General features: G+C 61.7%; 1 protein-coding gene. It reads left to right on the top strand.

Annotated features, from left to right (window positions below):
• The coding region (locus AC1DBN_RS21540; RefSeq protein ID WP_477724205.1) for a methylmalonyl-CoA mutase family protein at positions 1-413 on the top strand (413 nt) is incomplete at both ends.

The following is a 413-nucleotide window of genomic DNA, read 5'->3' as shown; positions in this document are numbered from 1 at the left end:
GCACGGTGCAGGCAGACATCCTCAAGGAGGATCAGGGCCAGAACACGTGCATCTTTTCCACCGAGTTCTCGCTGAAGGTGATGGGGGACATCCAGGAGTACTTCGTCCATCATCAGGTGCGCAATTTCTACTCGGTGTCGATCTCGGGCTATCACATCGCCGAGGCCGGCGCGAACCCGATCTCCCAGCTCGCGTTCACGCTCTCGAACGGCTTCACCTACGTGGAGGCCTACCTCGCGCGCGGCATGCATATCGACGACTTCGCGCCGAACCTGTCGTTCTTCTTCTCGAACGGCATGGACCCCGAGTACAGCGTGCTCGGCCGCGTGGCGCGCCGCATCTGGGCCGTGACGATGCGCGACAAGTACGGCGCCAACGACCGCAGCCAGAAGCTCAAGTACCACATCCAGACG

The organism is Pseudarthrobacter sp. 10T415 (assembly GCF_056394175.1).
This window is presented reverse-complemented; position numbering and strand designations above follow the sequence as displayed.